The organism is Mucilaginibacter gossypii, assembly GCF_017569325.2.
Taxonomy (GTDB): domain Bacteria; phylum Bacteroidota; class Bacteroidia; order Sphingobacteriales; family Sphingobacteriaceae; genus Mucilaginibacter; species Mucilaginibacter gossypii.
The window spans coordinates 3,883,354-3,901,318 of sequence record NZ_CP071878.2 but is presented as its reverse complement, the minus strand read 5'-3'; the positions used below and the strand labels follow the sequence as shown (position 1 = coordinate 3,901,318).

Here is a 17,965-nt window from a genome sequence, read left to right as displayed (position 1 = left end):
TGTGATGAAAAAAATAGCCTTTACAGCGCTGTTAGTAATTATGGTATTTACCTGGCTTGGAGCCTCTGCACAGCAAAAAGGCGATGCCGCAAAGCCAAGAAAGATCAGTCCTGACCTTTTCGGGATTTTTTTTGAGGATTTAAGTTATGCGGCAGATGGAGGCCTTTATGCCGAGCTTATTCAGAACCGCTCATTTGAGTATAGCCCGGCCGATAACCGCGACTGGAATTCGATGACTGCCTGGAAATATCAGACGGATGGTTTTGGCTACGGTACCATTTCTGTAGAAACTGCTGCCCCGGTTCATCCCAATAACCCGCATTATATTTTACTTGATATTCAGGATGAAGGGCAAAAAGGAGTGGGACTTGAAAATTCAGGGTTTGATGGGATCCCTGTAAAGGCGGGTAAAAACTATAACTTTTCAGTTTTTTTAAATGCAATTTCAGATCAGTCTTTACCTGTAAAAGTAGCTCTTGTTGATCGGAAGGGTAAAGAATTAGGTTCTTCCTCATTTACAACATCTGATAAAGGCTGGAAAAAATACGCCGAACAGATTCATGTGAATTTTGATAACGATAGTGCTAAACTGGTATTGCTGATTAAAGCAAAAGGAAAAATCGGGATAGATATGGTGTCATTGTTCCCGGAAGAAACTTTTAAAAATCATAAAAATGGATTACGGGCCGATCTGGCACAGGTTATTGCCAATATAAAGCCAAAGTTTATGCGTTTTCCCGGCGGCTGCCTCACTCATGGTGATGGTATCGCCAACATTTATCGCTGGAAAAATACCATCGGCCCGGTTGAGCAAAGGGTAGAGCAACGTAATATCTGGAACTATCACCAAACAGCAGGTTTAGGTTATTTTGAATATTTCCAGTTTTGTGAGGATATCGGGGCAAAACCGGTGCCGGTGCTTGCGGCAGGCGTAAGTTGTCAAAATTCGGGTGGAACCTGGAAAATAGGAGGCACCGGACAAAAGGGTATCCCGATGGAAGAAATGAAAGCTTATGTACAGGATGTACTTGATTTGATAGAATATGCTAATGGGCCGGTCACTTCTACCTGGGGCGCAAAGCGTGCCGCTGCAGGTCATCCCGCACCTTTTAACCTGGAGTACCTCGGCATCGGCAATGAGGATAAGATCACCGGCGTATTTGAAGAACGGTTTAGGATGATTTATGATGCAGTGCACAAAGCCCATCCCGAAATTAAGATTATTGGTACGGTTGGGCCAAGTCCGAAAGGCGAAGATTTTGAAAAAGGATGGAAGTTGGCCGATCAGCTTTCGGTTGGCATTGTTGATGAGCATTATTATGAAAAACCGCAATGGTTTTTGAAAAATACCTCACGTTATGATTCATATAACAGGTTAAGGTCAAAAGTTTATATAGGCGAATATGCTTCCTGGGGTAATACCTTGTTTAATGCCTTATCAGAAGCGGTTTACATGATCAGTTTAGAACGTAACGGAGACGTGGTTAGAATGGCGTCATACGCGCCGCTTATTGCCAGGATAGGCCATACATCATGGAACCCGAACCTGATATATTTTAATGGCACTCAGGTTTTCCCAACGGTAAACTACTATGTTCAGCGGCAGTTTGCCGTTAATTCGGGCAATGAGTATTTGCCGGGTGTAATAAAAATGAAAGGCGAAAAAACTGTATTGGATACCACGGCAGGTGTTTCAACCGTGCGCGACTCTGCGACTGGGGATCTGATCCTGAAAATTGCCAATGCCGGTAATGCTCCTGTTTCGGGAGAGGCAGATCTGTCAAAAATTGGTCAACTACCCAAATCGGCAACGCTTACTGTTATTACAGGCAATCCGGAGGTGAAGAATTCTGCCGGCAATCCGCAAGCTATCGTCCCTCAATCATCAGTAATAAAATTGCAAAAAAAGTGGGCTTTTACTGTTCCTGCCTATTCATTGACGGTTGTCAGAATTAGCAGCAGAGAGATGGAAAAGCACAAATAATTATCCTGAATATTCGAAAATAACAAATCAATTATACATGAAAAAAATAGTTTTACTGGGCGTTTTAGTCAGCTTTTATACGGCGGTTATAGCACAGTCGCAGCAAAAATTCAGTGCTTATCTCTTTACTTATTTTACAGGCAGCAAAGGCGGCGAAGAAATTCGTTTTGCTTTGAGTAACGATGGGTATCATTTCCGTGCGCTGAATAACAATCACCCCGTTTTAAATTCAGCGGATATCAGTGCTACCGGCGGCGTTCGGGATCCGCATATTATGCGAGCTGCCGACGGTAAAACATTTTATATGGTTGCCACAGACATGAACACCGAAAAATATGGCTGGGGACCGGATTATTCTATGGTATTGCTCAAATCAACCGACCTGGTACAATGGAGCTCGAAAACCATTGATATCACCAAACTTTATGAAAAGTTTGCAGGCGTGAACAGGGTATGGGCACCGCAAACCATTTATGATCCGCAGAAGAAACAGTATATGATCTACTGGTCGATGCGTTTTGGCGAAGAGGCAGACAAGATCTATTATGCTTATGCCAATAAAGATTTTACAGGTCTTGAAACCGAGCCTAAACAGCTTTTCTTTAAGCCGGATGGCGGTGCCTGCATAGACGGCGATATTGTTTACAAGAACAATAAATATTACCTGTTTTTTAAAACAGAAGGATCGGGTGCAGGTATAAAAATAGCGGTATCAGATAAGCTAACTTCTGGCTATGTATTGCGTGATAAATACGTACAGCAAACCAAAGACCCGGTAGAAGGGGCAGGTACTTTTAAATTAAACGATGGTAGCGGTTATATTTTGATGTATGATATGTATACCCAGGGTAAATACCAGTTTACCAGGACAACCGATCTCGAAAACTTTAAACTGATTGACGATGAGGTATCCATGAATTTTCATCCGCGCCATGGTACAGTGATGCCAATAACTTCAAAGGAAGCGGCGGCATTAACTGCGAAATGGGAAACGCCTGAAGATGTCATACTTGCGCCGTTAAACAAGCAGATTAAAACTATCAATATCGTTTTAGATACGGCGAACCATAAAGTTCACCTGCCTGTAATACCGGGTACTAATTTAAAATCATTTGATCCCCGGTTTACCTTGTTCCCCGGCGTTACTATCAGCCCTATAAAGCCGCAGGATTTTACCAAAGGCCCGGTTAAATATTCGGTAACCATTGCAGGTAAAAAAACGCAGGTTTTTGAGGTTACAGCCCAGGAAACCCATAACCCGGCTATTGCTGGATACTATGCCGATCCGGAAATCCTGTACGCCGAAAAAACAGGCAAGTTTTATATCTATCCAACCAGCGACGGTTTTGATGGCTGGTCGGGCAAGTATTTCAAGGCCTTTTCTTCGGATGATATGGTTAACTGGAAAGACGAGGGTAAGATTCTTGATTTACCGCAGGACGTGAGCTGGGCAAAAAAGAATGCCTGGGCTCCTTGTATCATCGAAAAAAAGATCGGCAATGAGTATAAATATTTCTACTATTTTGCTGCGGCTCAAAAAATAGGAGTGGCGACGGCAAATGATCCGGCAGGGCCGTTTACTGACTCGGGTAAACCTTTGATAGCACAATTGCCTGAAGGTGTTAAAGGCGGACAGCAGATTGACGCCGATGTTTTTGCCGATCCGCAAACAGGCAAAAACTATTTGTACTGGGGAAATGGTTATATGGCTGTAGCCGAGTTAAACGATGATATGATTTCGTTAAAGCCAGGCACCACCAAAATCCTTACACCTTACGCTCATTATAACGAAGGCACCTATGTGTTTTACCGCAACGGTACGTACTACTTCATGTGGTCTGAAAATGATACCAGGAGCCCTAATTATAGCGTGCATTATGGCACTTCTAAATCTCCATTGGGGCCAATCGAGATTCCTCAGCAAAATACGGTTATTGCCAAAAATGCTGCTAAAGGCGTTTACGGAACCGGCCATAACTCAGTTATCCAGATCCCGGGTACAGATGAATGGTATATTGTTTATCACCGGTTCAATTATCCTAAAGGCATTACCATGGGCGATGCCGCAGGCTACAACCGCGAGGTTTGTATTGATAAAATGGAATTTGACGATAAAGGGTTGATTAAACAGGTTACGCCTACACATGAAGGCATTAAACCTGTACATGTGAAAAAGTAAATGCGGGTTATTGAATGATAATATGGCTGCCATGTGAACGAGTTGAAGGTTCACATGGCAGCTTTTGTTTTATATAAAATCTATGCAAATTAGTTAAACAGATATTGCCTTTAAGCTTTATGCCTTCCGCTTTAAGCTACTAAAAATATGTTCCGTTTTTTACAATTTGGGAACTTGGTTGTATCCTATATTTGTAATCATGGTTTTCAAAGAGCTGCTTCCGGAGCCAAGGCTACAGCCTTACATTAAGTGCTTCTATCTGTATGAATCTGATTCGGACAGAAGCTACGATGATATTGTGTTCCCGAGCGGTACCATGGAGGTAATCTTTAACCTCGGTGCCGGAAATTGGAGATCAAAGAAAGGCGATACATTTTTTACCACTCCTCCTGTAGAGCTCTGGGGGCAGATCACTAAACCCTTAGCAATACAATCGGTAGGGCGAAATATCATGCTGGGCTTCCGCTTTTACCCGCACTCGGCAGCTTATTTTTTTGATGAAAATGTATCAGAATTTAACAACGAAATTGTTGATGCCACGCACGTATTCGGACCTAAATTAAGAACGCTTTATTTAAAATTATTGGAGACCGCCGACCTGAATGCGAAGGTGGCCATGATTGAAGATTATTTGCGGAGCCGTTTATCGGCGACCGAAAAAAAGTATTCGAAGATCAAATTTATCGGGGATATTGTCAGCAGTCTTAAAAAGAATTACAGCGGCGATAATATCCTGTCCATTTCCAGCCGTTATAACATTTCCTCACGGCACCTTAATACCCTTTTTTCGCAGTATACAGGTTTACCGCCAAAATTATTTTACAAAATAAACCGCTTTCAGCATAGCCTTAGCCTGGTTAGCGCTAATGAAGAAAAGCTAACGAATGTAGCCTACAGCGCCGGTTATTTTGACCAGGCACATTTTATAAAGGAATTCAAGCTTTTTACAGGTTTTACACCTAACTCATTTGCTGCTCAGGCGTCGCCTATAAACCAGGCCCTGGCGGGTAGTTAATACTCTTCCGTTTTATACAATTTTGGGCTATTCGAGCTACATAGTTTTGCTGATATAAAAAAAACAACAAAATGAAATCAGCAAAAACACCACAGGAAGTGCACGCAGTACTTGCGGCCGCTTTTAACACCAAAGATGTAAATGTAGTTATGAATGTGTATGATGCCAACGGTATTATTTTTCCGGAACCGGGAAAAGAAGTATCAGGCAGGGCCCAGTTTGAAGAGGCTGTTAAAAGCATCTGCGCTGTGCCCGGAGTAATGGAAATCAAAACAGTTTACTGTCTGCAATCAGGCGATGTAGCGGTCGGCCGATCGGAGTGGAGCATTACCGACAATGGCAAAACACAGATTGCCGCAAAAGGGATAGAGTTAATGAAACAACAATCCGACGGCAGCTGGAAAATTGTCATCGATCATGCATTTGGAGCTGAGGCTAATCTCGTAGCCTGATTTAGATTCAGAAACAATAATGGCCGGATTTATTCGGCCATTATTGTTTCACCTTTCACTAATCTCTTCCGTTTTATACAATTTTTAGAAAAATGCTCAAGCTAATTTTGAGCATAAAATAAAAACAAGAACATGAAAAATAGATTCAATGAATTTTTAGCCCTGCATCATCAAACCGAACCTTTACAAATTGGCAATGTATGGAGTGCACAAAGCGCCCAGGTTTATGATAAATTAAATTTTAAAGCAATCGGCACATCAAGCGCGGCTGTTGCCAGCTCATTAGGCTTTGCAGATGGCGAAGAGATGAGTTTTGAGGATTACCTTTTTGTTGTTAAACGCATAGCTGCAACAACATCAGCCATGCTAACAGTCGACCTTGAAGGTGGTTATGGCGAAACACCGGAGGCTATCTGCAGTAACATCACCAAACTATATAATATCGGTGTTGTGGGTATCAATATAGAGGATTCGATAGTGGTGAATGGCCAGCGAAGTATTGTTGATGCCGTAGGCTTTGCCACAAAACTTAAACAGATAACTTCATTGTTAAGCGCCACAGGGGTAGAGGTATTTATAAATGTAAGGACCGATTCCTTTCTGCTTGGTTTACCTAACGCACTGGAAGACGCTTTGACCCGTACTAAACTTTACCAGGGTGCAGGTGTGCATGGTTTATTTTTTCCGTGCATTACCCAAATAGCAGATATTGAAAAAATAACGGCCTTATCGCGCCTCCCGGTTAGCGTAATGTGTATGCCCGGCCTTCCGGATTTTAAAGCGTTACAAAATGCGGGCATTAAAAGGATTAGCGCAGGCCCATTTTTGAATATGAACATCTACCGGTCACTGGAAAATTTGATCGAAAAAATAACAGCCGAAAATAGCTTTGCGGCCCTTTTTAACGGGACTGCCAGTTAACAGGCGAATAAAAGTGCTAAATAATTAAAAACCTAATTGCCTTGTTTCACCTTATTATAAGGTAGTTTAATAATCTGCAAAATAAGTTTAGGTTAAAGTCCCGGCAGCGAACGTTAGGGACTTTTTGTTGTTATGGAACTTATCTTCAAAAAGTTTCAGCTAATCCAATCAGTAAACAAATTCTGTAAATAAGCCTGCAGAACTTTAAAGTGTTAATTCATTTTATTGCAATAATTATATAAAGTCTATGGTTTTAGTAGAATTTATATATATTTGCATCGTCAAATCGGTTCTTTGAATATTTTAATTATCAAGAAAGACTGAGGGAAAGGCCCTGTGATGTCTTAGCAACCTGTAAGCCCACTGTTATAAAGGTGCTAATTCCTGTCTGCCCAAAATAGGGTAGAAAAGATAATGTAATACGCTATGGCCTTGTATAGTGCAAGGTGTTGTATACTTCTTTTCCCTCTTCATTTTTCTTGCTAATTAAAATATTGAAAATATCACCGGGATGATATTACGGTTTAACCTGTATAGCAATGAACATTAAACAATTACTTTTTACCTGTTTGCTTTTCATAACAACATTGCCGGCTGTTGCGCAGACCACCAAGGCAATTGATCCGACAGCTGACGACCGCGGTTATATCATAAAAACCGGTGATCTTGCTCCTGCCGATTTTGAGCTCGTATTGACCAATGGTACAAAAACTTCTTTAACGAAGTTGCGTGGTAAGGTGGTTATCCTGCAGTTTACCGCAAGCTGGTGCAGCGTATGCAGAGAAGAAATGCCGCATTTGGAAAAAGAGATCTGGCAGACTTATAAAGATAAAGGCCTTGTTTTAATAGGCGTTGACCGCGATGAACCGCTCAACAAAGTAAAAAGTTTTCACCAGGTCATGAATATAAGCTATCCGTTGGCACTCGATCCTGGTGCTGAGATTTTTGGCCGGTTTGCCAGCAAAAAGAGCGGTGTTACCCGCAATGTGGTTATCGATCGGGATGGGAAAATTGTTTACCTCACCCGCTTGTACGATAAACAGGAATTTGCATCCATGTTAAAAGCTGTGGACGCTTTGGTAAACAACAAAACAGCGTCTATCAATTAAAAAGAATCTATCAGTACTTATTTAATACCCGTTTTATGAAAACAGAATCTACTTTTTTACACAAGAAAACTTTCGTTTCGGAAAGCCAGTCAATCTGCAAATCCTTCTGTCTCAATATGCAAAGCATGCATTGTTGCTGTTAATCATTTACAGCATGCATGGTGTTTAAATGCGGGCTTGCTGCAGCTTGTCTTAGCTTAATAATTACCATCCCCTAATCAATTCTTTACAGTTACGATAGGCTTATGAGCCGGGCAAATTATGCCCGCTAAGGCGATAGCCATGTCTTTTGTACTGGTAAAGGCATCAAAAATTAATCTCAATTATTAATTATCATGTTAAAAATTTACAAGCTATTACTGGCAATTATATTGCCTTTTATTCTCGTCCAGACGGTTGCGGGGCAATCCGTTAAAATTAGCGGAGTGGTAACCGCCAAATCCGATGGGTTGCCGTTGCCGGGCGTTAGCGTATCTGTTAAAGGTAAAACCACGGGTGCACAAACCAATGTTGATGGTAAGTTTATCATCAACGCCAATGTTAATGATGTGCTTAGGGTTAGCTACATTGGCTTTACAACCCAGGAGATCCCGATTACGCAAGGAATAACTACCTTAAACGTGGTTTTGGTTGAAGCACCAAATTCTCTGAATGAGGTAGTGATAACGGCCCTCAATATCTCAAAGGATAAAAAATCGCTTGGATATGCAGTACAAGGGCTTAAATCGAAAGATATCTCTGAAGCTAAGGAAACCAATTTTGTTAACGCGCTCACAGGTAAAATTGCCGGTGTGCAGGTTACCAACAGCCAGGGCGATATGGGCTCATCCCGTATCATTATCCGTGGAGAAACGTCTATCTCACGGGAAAATCAACCTTTATTTGTAGTTGACGGGGTTATTGTTGATAATAGCCAGTTTTTGGGCACTAATGGTTCAAGAGATTTCTCCAATGCCATTTCTGATTTAAATTCTGAAGACATTGAATCGGTAAGTGTATTGAAAGGCCCGAATGCAGCTGCGCTTTATGGTTCACGTGCAGCCGCGGGTGTTATCCTCATCCGCACTAAAACAGGCAAAGGGGCAAAAGGATTAGGTGTTACTATAAACTCCAATACCAGCTTTTCAAACGTACAGGTATTGCCCGAATATCAAAATCAATATGGTCAAGGCTCAAATGGGAAATTCAGCTATGTAGATGGTAAAGGCGGCGGCGTTAACGATGGTGTTGACGAAAGCTGGGGCCCTGCTTTGGATGGTTCACTGATTCCACAGTTTTATTCAAATGGGCAGGCCGTACCTTTCGTGGCACACCCCGACAACGTAAAAGATTTTTTTAAAACCGGTGTAACACTCAATAATGGCATTGCTATTGCGAGCAGCAGCGATAAAAGCGATTTCAGGTTATCCTATAATAACCTGCACCAAACCGGTATTGTACCCAATACCTCACAAGGCCGTAACTCTTTTGCTTTAAACTCAAGCTATCGTATCGACAATAAATTGACCGTTAATACAATTGTTGATTACAGTAAAGATGATGCTGATAACCTGCCTGGTGCATATGGAAAACGTGCAACCAGCACCATGCTGCAGTTTACCTGGTTTGGCCGCCAGGTTGATATCAACAGGCTTAAAAATTACAAGGATGCCAATGGTAATACCTTTAACTGGAATAATAGTTACTATAGCAACCCATACTGGCTGGCTTATGAAAACACAGTAGGCCAACACAAAAATCACCTGATAGGTAGTATCGAGCTGAATTACAAAATCATTGACGGTCTATCAGCAAACTTCCGTACCGGTACCGATTATTATAATGACCGGCGTAAGATTAAAGTAGCCTACGGCACCAATGGAACACCGTTTGGCTCATACGAAGAGGATGCTTACAGCGTAAACGAAAATAACACCGAAGCCAGGTTGCAATACACTAAAAAGCTGAATAACGATTTTTCGCTTGATGTATTTGGTGGTGGTAACATAGCTGTGAGGACGACCGAAAATAATGATCAGTTGGCTCCGAAACTTGCAGTTGCTGGCTTGTACACGCTGAGCAACTCCCGCGATCCACTGGTCTCTACAAATTACTATGGGAAACTTAAAACCTATAGCTATTTTGGTTCGGCACAGCTTGGTTTCAGAAATTACGCGTTCATCAACTTCACAACCCGTAATGATTGGTCGTCAAGTTTACCGGCAGATGCCTTGTCATATTTCTATCCCTCCGTAAATGGCAGTTTAATATTATCTGAAGCATTAGGCATTAAAAGCGATGTACTTAGTTATGCTAAATTAAGAGGTGGGTGGTCAAAAGTAGGTAAGGCGACAGATCCATTTCAGTTAATTAACGTTTATACATCTTCAAACCTCTTTGGCTCAAATCCGCAACAGAGTATATCTAATATTGATCTGAACGATCATCTTAAGCCTGAAACCACTACATCGGCAGAGGCCGGTTTTGAATTAGGCTTTTTCCATGATCGCGTACATTTAGATGTAAGTGCTTATAACACCAACAGTATTAACCAGATCCTAACCGTACAGGTAAGTTCATCAACCGGTTTCAGCCAAAAAGTAATAAACGGTGGCCGTCTTAATAACAAAGGTATCGAGGTTCAGTTAGGTGTTACGCCAATTAAATCAAATGGATTTACCTGGGACATAAATACAAATTACTCGTTAAACCGCAGTAAGGTAGCTTCGCTTGATGCCGATGGCCGCTTACAGAGTGTGGTATTAGGCACTGATCGTACAGTGCAGGTTTTAGCATCGCTTGGTCAGCCTTATGGTGCTTTGTATGGTACCGCATACACACGTAATGCTTCAGGTCAGATTATTATCGACGCTAATGGTACACCTGTATTTAATACCACCAAACGTTATTTAGGTAAATTCACTCCAAATTGGTTGGGAAGCATCAATAACAGCTTCTCCTACAAAGGGATTAACCTGAGCTTTTTGGTTGATGCACGTTTTGGCGGATCCATTTATTCAAACACCAACCGTACAGGTACTTATACCGGCGTGTTGGCTTCTACCTTACCGGGCCGTGGCGCTGCTAACGGAGGCTTAAGTTACTATTACCCGGGCAACAATACTTCGGCTGCTGCTGTGCAGGTTACCGGTGCAGCCCCTGGGGGTGTAACCGTTTATAATGATGGTATGATATTTAAAGGCGTTAAGGCCGATGGTTCGCCAAATACCACTATTATCCCTGCGCAATCATATTACAAAGGCTTTACCAATATTGACGAAGCATTTGTTTACGATGCCTCATACATCAAGCTTCGCGAAGTAAAACTGGGATACTCTTTACCTGCTAAATGGGTGAATAAGATTGGTTTCCAGGGAGCTACATTTTCGGTAGTTGGCCGTAACTTGTGGATCATCCATAAAAACGCACCGAATATTGATCCGGAAACAGCCTTTAATGCAGGAAACGGACAGGGCCTCGAAGATCTTACCCTGCCTACCGTGCGTAACATCGGTTTCAACGTAAACCTTAAATTTTAAAACATCATGAAACTTAAATATATCAGCATATTATCTGCCGCGGTTTTATTATCGGTAACATCGTGCAAAAAGGATCTGTTAAAGATCAATCAAAACCCCAACGGCTCACAAATAGCACAGCCCGACTATTTATTAACCGCAGCCACCAAAGCAACGGCAGATACCTATTGGGGTGTAGCCAATAACATGGATGCCAGTCTGCTTTTTGTGCAGTATTGGTCTAAAATTCAATACACCGACCCCGACAGGTATATTTACGCCAGTAGTGCGTTTGAGGAGCTGTGGAGCACGGGCTATTCAAAAAGCATTGTAAACCTTAACCAGATCATCAAACTTGCCGATGCCCAGGGTAATACCAATTATAAAGGCGTTGCACTGGTACTTCGTTCATGGGCATTTAGCTTATTAACAGAGGCTTATGGGGATATTCCTTACAGGCGGGCCACCAATATTGATCAGTACCTTACCCCGGCTTATGACACCCAAAAGGATGTTTATTTTGCTTTGCTGGATGACCTTAAAGCTGCTCAAACGGCGCTTGATCCATCAGGCAAAGCTATAGCAGGAGATGTGATCTATAGCAACAATATTGCTTCATGGAAAAAGTTTGCCAACTCGTTAAGGCTTCGCATCGCCTTGCTCATTGCCGATAGGGAACCTGCAAAAGCTAAGCAAGTATTAGATGATATTAAGACCGAAGGCGGTTCATACATCAGTTCGAATGTCGAAACCGCGCAGTTGGTTTATTTAGATTCGCCAAATCAAAATCCGGTAAGCAACCTGTTTGATACCCGTGACGATTACCGTATCAGCAAAACTATAGTTGATAAGCTGTTTGCACTTAATGATCCCCGCTTATCAATATATGCCGCTAAAACACAGGATGTAACGCCTCAAACCTATGTTGGCTTGCCAAACGGTTTGTTGGTGGGCGATGCCAGCAATTACGGCTTCACCAAAACTTCTAAACCAGGCACTTATTTTCGTGCACCACATGCCCCTGCTGTAATATTAAGCTATGCGGAGAGCTTGTTTGACAGGGCAGAGGCTGCCGCTCGCGGTTTTACTACCGAAGATGCCGCTTCATTATACAGTCAGGCGGTTGCTGCTGCGTTGGCACAGTACAGTATTGCTTCGGCTGATATCGCTACTTATATAGCGCAGCCGGCAGTGCAATATGATGCTTCTAATTATAAAAAATCAATAGGCGAGCAAAAGTGGTTAGCGCTGTTTGGCCAGGGATTGGAAGGCTGGACCGAATGGCGCAGGCTTGATTATCCGCAATTACAGCCGGCAGTTGCAGGTACACTTAATGGTAAAATACCGGTAAGGTTTATTTATCCGGGAACAGAGCAATCGCTGAACAAAACTAATTACCAGTCGGCAGTAGCAGCACAGGGAGCCGATGCGCTTACTACCAAGCTTTGGTTTGATGTAAACTAAACAAGTGTCACTTCGTAAAATAAAACGGGTTTCTCCAAAAGGAAATCCGTTTTTTATTGAAAATAAAGCTGAAATTTGCGGTATGGCTTTGGCCCTGTTTTTAGGATTAACAAAAAATAACAAGAAATTCCGGAGATCTGCGTGTCTCATCAGGAAGATTACAACAAATTATAGCGAGTGAAGATAGAAGAAACCGTGATTTTGGTTGATCGCGATGATCAGGAAATTGGCACTATGGAAAAAATGGAGGCGCATCTTCAGGGGAAGCTACACCGTGCGTTTTCAGTTTTTATTTTTAATAAAAAAGGAGAGCTCCTGTTACAGCGACGCGCCGAAGGCAAATACCACTCGGGTGGTAAATGGACAAACACCTGCTGCAGCCATCCAAGGCCCGGCGAACTCACATTTGCAGCAGCCCATCGCAGGCTACAGGAGGAGATGGGAATGGCCGCCGAACTTAACTTTGTATTTTCTTTTGTTTACTGTGCAGCTATCCAGGACGATCTGGTTGAAAATGAATACGATCATGTGTTTTTTGGCATCACTGATGCTTTGCCGATCCCTGACCATGACGAGGTCTCCTCATTTAAATACATAACGATGGCCCGGCTGGCAGTCGACCTGAAAGAAAACCCGGGCGATTATACCAGGTGGCTCGCCATATGTTTCGACGAGGTAATGGATCATTATCAGCAATTACAGATCGCTGATGGGTTGTGATCGTCGTCGTAAATAACGCCGGACTGATAATTTGCTATAGCCCGAATAAACGAATCTTTCCTTATTGTAACGGCTATTTTACATTTTTGTAATATTATTGTTTACTTTACAATTAATTAGGTAGCTTTAATCTTCCAATTATTTGTGTAATTCACAGCCTGCAACTTGTTAATGAAAAAGGGATTCTTTTGCTGCATTGTTCTTTGTTTGATCATTTCCTCGGCCCATGCCCAGTCGCCCATCAAAAATAAGATCCTCAATTATTCTTTAAAAAATGGTCTTTCTTTTGGTATTGTAAATAGCATTACACAGGATGATAAGGGTTTTATGTGGTTTGCCACCAATGATGGCCTCAATCGTTTTGACGGTACAACTTTTAAGATTTTTAAATCGCGCCTGGGCGATTCAACTGCGCTGGCCAGTAACTATGTACAAAAAGTTTTGTGCGATGTTCATGGCAGTATCTGGGTATCGTCAAGAAACGGCCTCAGCAAATTTGATAGCCGTACAGAAAAGTTTATCCATTATAAATTCACCTCTAACAGGGCCGTCAAAAACGATATCAGTAATATCATTCAAAGCCATGATGGTAATTTATGGATCACATCTTATGGGCAGGGCTTTTCTTATTTCAATACCAAATCGGCAAAGGTTGTTAATTACACCCAAGCCAATTTATCCCGGTTGTCAAGTAACAGGGTGCTCTGTTTGTACGAAGATTCAAGGGGCCTGGTATGGGTGGGTACACAGGAAGGCAGCATCAATGTTTTTAGTCATAAGGATGGTGTAATAGCCAACCTTGCGGGCATAGGCCCTCCAATAGCCAACCTGCCGGGTACCCGGATCAATGACATTTTTGAAGATCATTTTCACAACATGTGGATAGCAACCGGAAGCGGGCTCGGCTACTACAACAGGCAATCAAATAAATTTACCTTACTGCAAACCAGTCAGCAAGATATTAAAAGTAAACGATACATATCAGTTATTGAGGATAGCGATAAACAATTGCTTGTAGGTCTGCAGGATGGCGGTCTGTTTAAAGTTAACATCGGCACAAGCCCTAACTACAACATTAATAACTTTTTTCTTCAGCCGGTAACCGGCGATGACGGATATTACCTTACACAGCGCTCTGTTCAAACACTTTATATAGATAAGGATAAAAATGTTTGGGTAGGTACCTATGGCGATGGCATTTACATGGTGAGCAGCATTAAGGAGAAATTTTCAAAGATTGCTAAAAAGCGATATGGGGCCAGCGGCGAAAGCTTGGTAAGGTTTTATGGCCTGTGCCAGGATAGCGACGGCTTTTTATGGCTGGGCACTGATGGCGAGGGGATTTACAAAACCAGCCATAACGGCACCCTGATAAAGCAATACAAAGCAGATGGGCAACCCGGCAGTATTACCGATAATGCCATTTTATTCGGCTATACCGATCAGGATGGTAATTTATGGTTTGGTACTTATGCAAAGGGGCTTTTGCAGTATAACAAGAAAACAGATTCGTTTGTCAACTACGTACACAGCCAGGCAAATAACAAAAGCCTGGGTGGTAACGACGTACGGGTTATCTACCAGGACAAGCATAAGAATTTATGGATTGGCACCAACGGCGGCGGCTTGTGCCTGTTTAATGCCGTTACAAAGACCTTCACCAACTATACACCTGCCAATAGCGGCCTCACTTCATACGATGTAAGATCAATTGCCGAAGACGATAAAGGTAATTTATGGGTTGGTACTTATGGCGGGGGACTTGATTTTTATAACGCCGGGCAAAAGAAATTCAGCAGGTATTTTAAACCCGCCGATGAAAAAAGCAATTTACCAGGTCAGGTGATATTTTCACTCCATCCCGACAAACAACACAGGTTATGGATAGGAACTGAAGGCGATGGACTAATTTCATACGATCTTCAAAACCGGGTTTTTAGAAAATTTAATGAAACTAATGGTCTCGCTAATAATACAGTATCGGCCATTAAGGAATCATCCGATGGTTCATTGTGGCTAAGTACCAATAAAGGCTTATCAAACCTTGATGTACGGAATAACAAGATCTTAAATTATGATCAGTCGGATGGGTTACAGGCCGGGCAGTTTAACGCAGGGTCTGTTTTGTTTGATTCGGCTAATGGATTGATGTATTTTGGAGGAACAGAAGGGCTTAACTTTTTTGACCCTGAAAAAGTAAATCAAAGCGACTATAAACCAAAAGTTATTATAACCGGATTACAAATTTTTGGTAAGCAGGTTGAAGTTGGCGGGCTTGACAAGGACCGTACAGTATTGCCCGAAGCCATTAACCAGGCAAGGCAGATCACATTACAGCCCGATCAGTCGGTATTTTCTATCCAGTATGCCTCGTTAAATTATACCTATCCGGATAAAGGCGGGTTTGCTTATAAACTGGATGGCCTTGATAAAACCTGGAACTATGTTGGCGATCAGCGGCTTGCGACTTACCGCTACCTTGAACCCGGAGAATATACGTTCAGGGTAAAAGCATCCAACCAGGATGGCTTGTGGTTTGATAATTATGCCACCTTACAGGTTAAGATCCTGCCGCCCTGGTATAAAACCTGGTGGGCTTATTTAATTTATATAGCAGCAGCAGGGGTTGTAACTTATTACTATATACTTTACAGAAACCGCCAAACCAGGCTTAAATACGAGGTTAAAGTAGCCCAGCTTTCGGCCGAAAAAGATAAGGAGCTTAACGAGCGTAAACTTTCTTTTTTTACCAATATTTCGCATGAGTTCCGTACACCATTAACGCTCATCATCAACCCGGTAAAGGATATGTTGTTCGGGAAGGGCGAGGTTACTGATGACGCTGGCAATTTGCATATCATTTATCGCAACGCACGGCGTCTTTTGAGTTTGGTTGATCAGCTTTTACTGTTCAGGAAAGCCGAAAGCGACACCGATAAGCTTAAAATAGTAAGGCTCAATATCGTATCCCTTTGTCATGAGGTGTTTTTATGTTTTAGTCACCAGGCACGTACCAAGCATATTCAGTTTGATTTTGTAAGTCAAAGGGATGCGATGGAGATTTATGCCGACAGGGAAAAAATGGAAATAGCTCTGTTTAACCTCATCTCGAATGCGTTGAAGTTTACACCGGAGTATGGCATAGTAACTTGTACAATAGCCGATTTTAACGATAAAATTACCATTGAGATAAAGGATAGTGGCTGTGGAATAGCCGAGGGGACCGGCGATCAGTTATTCGGCAAGTTTTACCAGTTGCAAAATTCGGCGCCAATGGCAGGCGGTTTTGGTATCGGGCTATATTTGGTTAAAGCATTTATTGAAAATCATAAAGGCAGCATCGCTTATAGCAGCCAGCAGGGGCAGGGTACGGCGTTTCATGTATCGCTGTTAAAAGGCCGGGAGCATTTTGGGCAGCAATTTGTTTTTGAAGATGTTGCCGAAACTTCGGTGTTCCTGGATGAGCTGATGGAGAATAAGGGTGAATTAGTCGCCGTTGAAGCTGAAAACGCCGTCGCAGCCAAAAGTTCTGAGGCTTTAAGTTCCGATACCAAAACCATGCTGCTGATTGATGATAACCAACAGATCCGTACTTACCTTAAACAAATTTTTAGCGGCGAATTTGAGATTTTTGAGGCCGATAACGGCACGGATGGTCTGGAACTTGTTTATCACCTGGTACCCGATATTGTGATAAGCGACGTAATGATGCAGGGGCTAAGCGGTATTGAGGTATGTAGCCGTATTAAGGAAGATCCTGTGTTGAACCACATCCCCGTGATATTGCTTACCGCCAGTTCCTCGCCCGAAATAAAGCTTAAAGGTATTGAAGGAGGGGCGGACGATTATATTAGCAAGCCTTTTGAAAAAGAGATCCTGGTGGCCCGTGTTAACGGGATCCTGAAAAGCAGGAACAACCTGCAGAAGTATTTCTATAATGAAATAACCCTTAACAAATCAAACGATCTGAAGATCTCGCAGGAGTACAAGGAGTTTTTGGAAAAATGCCTCCAGATAGTTGAACAGCACTTAACCGACCCGGATTTCAGCATTAAAACACTGGCTGCCGAAATAGGCATGAGCCACTCTAATTTGTACAAGCGGATCAAATCTATTTCCGGGCAATCGGCAAACAGTTTTATCCGTTTTATCCGCTTGCGTAAGGCTGCCGAAATATTGCTTACAACCGATAGCACAGTTTACGAAACGGCCTACAAAGTGGGCTTAAATGATTTGAAATACTTCAGGGAACAGTTTAATAAGTTGTTCGGGATAAACCCTTCTGATTACATTAAGAAATATCGTAAGCCATTTCACAACAATTACAACGTGAACCGGGATGTGATTAAGGAGAATTAATCGTGTTTATCGGTTGGTTGATTCACCTGGTTCATACCTCGCCGGACCAACTTCCCTTCGCCTTCAGTTTCACAGCAAAGAGCTAAGAGTGGTTTTTGTGGCCCTTCTTTACAAAGTAACGAGGTCACGACAACCGCAGCAATGTTTGGGGGCTAAATACTACAACTTATTTTTGTCCCCCTGCCAGTATTGATTTACCCCCTCTTTAAAAAGTGCTCCAAACGCTGTTTTTAAGCGCTTTTTTATGAAATACCCCCTGTCTTAT

The 17,965-nt window shown here is 42.3% G+C and carries 10 protein-coding genes and 1 riboswitch; all 10 genes read left to right on the top strand.

Going from position 1 to position 17,965, the window contains the following annotated elements; genetic code table 11:
* Positions 1-4 precede the first annotated feature (4 nt).
* The 10 genes from J3L18_RS16340 to J3L18_RS16295 all read left to right on the top strand — a co-directional run bounded on the left by J3L18_RS16340 (position 5) and on the right by J3L18_RS16295 (position 17,700).
* Complete coding sequence (locus J3L18_RS16340; protein WP_129569294.1) at positions 5-1,984, top strand: alpha-L-arabinofuranosidase family protein; 1,980 nt, start codon at positions 5-7, stop codon at positions 1,982-1,984.
* Positions 1,985-2,021: 37 nt separating this feature from the next.
* Complete coding sequence (locus J3L18_RS16335) at positions 2,022-4,163, top strand: glycoside hydrolase family 43 protein (RefSeq protein WP_129569295.1); 2,142 nt, start codon at positions 2,022-2,024, stop codon at positions 4,161-4,163.
* Between the two features lie 199 nt (positions 4,164-4,362).
* Positions 4,363-5,178, top strand: coding sequence for a DUF6597 domain-containing transcriptional factor (locus tag J3L18_RS16330; RefSeq protein WP_129569296.1), 816 nt, complete (start codon positions 4,363-4,365; stop codon positions 5,176-5,178).
* A gap of 71 nt (positions 5,179-5,249) precedes the next feature.
* Entirely contained in the window at positions 5,250-5,630 is a 381-nt protein-coding gene (locus J3L18_RS16325; RefSeq protein ID WP_091162977.1) for a YybH family protein, read from the top strand.
* Between the two features lie 132 nt (positions 5,631-5,762).
* Complete coding sequence (locus J3L18_RS16320) at positions 5,763-6,551, top strand: isocitrate lyase/PEP mutase family protein (protein WP_129569297.1); 789 nt, start codon at positions 5,763-5,765, stop codon at positions 6,549-6,551.
* A 304-nt stretch (positions 6,552-6,855) separates the two neighbouring features.
* Positions 6,856-6,969: riboswitch (SAM riboswitch) on the top strand.
* Between the two features lie 121 nt (positions 6,970-7,090).
* Positions 7,091-7,660 (top strand): TlpA disulfide reductase family protein, encoded by a 570-nt coding sequence (locus tag J3L18_RS16315; protein WP_129569298.1) that lies wholly within the window; start codon positions 7,091-7,093, stop codon positions 7,658-7,660.
* 335 nt (positions 7,661-7,995) lie between these two features.
* Positions 7,996-11,178, top strand: coding sequence for a SusC/RagA family TonB-linked outer membrane protein (locus tag J3L18_RS16310; RefSeq protein ID WP_129569299.1), 3,183 nt, complete (start codon positions 7,996-7,998; stop codon positions 11,176-11,178).
* A gap of 6 nt (positions 11,179-11,184) precedes the next feature.
* Positions 11,185-12,621, top strand: a complete 1,437-nt coding sequence (locus tag J3L18_RS16305; RefSeq protein WP_129569300.1) for a SusD/RagB family nutrient-binding outer membrane lipoprotein — start codon at positions 11,185-11,187, stop codon at positions 12,619-12,621.
* 177 nt (positions 12,622-12,798) lie between these two features.
* Complete coding sequence (idi, locus tag J3L18_RS16300; protein WP_223266162.1) at positions 12,799-13,341, top strand: isopentenyl-diphosphate Delta-isomerase; 543 nt, start codon at positions 12,799-12,801, stop codon at positions 13,339-13,341.
* A gap of 171 nt (positions 13,342-13,512) precedes the next feature.
* Positions 13,513-17,700 (top strand): hybrid sensor histidine kinase/response regulator transcription factor, encoded by a 4,188-nt coding sequence (locus tag J3L18_RS16295; RefSeq protein ID WP_129569301.1) that lies wholly within the window; start codon positions 13,513-13,515, stop codon positions 17,698-17,700.
* Positions 17,701-17,965 lie beyond the last annotated feature (265 nt).

Excerpts from the sequence above, each read along its gene's own strand:
- J3L18_RS16295 (WP_129569301.1), top strand. The coding sequence starts at position 13,513 with ATGAAAAAGGGATTCTTTTGCTGCATTGTTCTTTGTTTGATCATTTCC.
- J3L18_RS16320 (WP_129569297.1), top strand. The coding sequence starts at position 5,763 with ATGAAAAATAGATTCAATGAATTTTTAGCCCTGCATCATCAAACCGAA.
- J3L18_RS16315 (WP_129569298.1), top strand. The coding sequence starts at position 7,091 with ATGAACATTAAACAATTACTTTTTACCTGTTTGCTTTTCATAACAACA.
- J3L18_RS16330 (WP_129569296.1), top strand. The coding sequence starts at position 4,363 with ATGGTTTTCAAAGAGCTGCTTCCGGAGCCAAGGCTACAGCCTTACATT.
- J3L18_RS16335 (WP_129569295.1), top strand. The coding sequence starts at position 2,022 with ATGAAAAAAATAGTTTTACTGGGCGTTTTAGTCAGCTTTTATACGGCG.
- J3L18_RS16340 (WP_129569294.1), top strand. The coding sequence starts at position 5 with ATGAAAAAAATAGCCTTTACAGCGCTGTTAGTAATTATGGTATTTACC.
- J3L18_RS16305 (WP_129569300.1), top strand. The coding sequence starts at position 11,185 with ATGAAACTTAAATATATCAGCATATTATCTGCCGCGGTTTTATTATCG.
- J3L18_RS16310 (WP_129569299.1), top strand. The coding sequence starts at position 7,996 with ATGTTAAAAATTTACAAGCTATTACTGGCAATTATATTGCCTTTTATT.
- J3L18_RS16325 (WP_091162977.1), top strand. The coding sequence starts at position 5,250 with ATGAAATCAGCAAAAACACCACAGGAAGTGCACGCAGTACTTGCGGCC.